Annotated in this window: 1 protein-coding gene; it reads right to left on the bottom strand. The window is 74.5% G+C overall.

Annotated elements, in window-relative coordinates; all coding sequences use genetic code 11:
- Positions 1 to 101: 101 nt before the first annotated feature.
- The coding region (locus E1266_RS37700) for a tyrosine-type recombinase/integrase (protein WP_165966395.1) at positions 102 to 415 on the bottom strand (314 nt) is incomplete at its 5' end.

Here is a 415-nt window from a genome sequence, read left to right as displayed (position 1 = left end):
CCGGGCGCCCTGGCCGCGCATCACGACCTTCACCGCGGACACACCTCGCCGGCAAGACGACCACCCGCCAGCCGTGTCACCAACCCGCCAGGGCAGTTCCGCTAGCCGCGGCGGGGGCCGCCGTCGACACGGCCCAGCAGCGGATGCACCCGCATCGCCGCCTCCAACTCGCCCGGCAGCTCGTCCCGGTAACGGCCCAGCGTCGACAGGTCCGCATGCCCCAGCACCCGCCGCACCGCGTCCATGTCCGTCGCCGCCGCCAGCAGATGCGTCGCCGTCGTATGCCGCAGCCCATGCGGCGTCACACTCCGCCGCCGCACCGGCTCCACCCGCGCCAGAACCCGGTCGATCACCGCCTGCACATCCCCACGCGCCAACCGCCGCCCACGCCACGACAGCAGCAGCGCCTTCGGCT

Origin of the sequence: Actinomadura sp. 7K534, assembly GCF_004348575.1 — a bacterium.
In the GTDB taxonomy this organism is placed as follows: Bacteria; Actinomycetota; Actinomycetes; order Streptosporangiales; family Streptosporangiaceae; genus Spirillospora; species Spirillospora livida.
The sequence above is the reverse complement of the archived record's forward strand: the minus strand, read 5'-3'. Positions and strand labels throughout refer to the sequence as shown.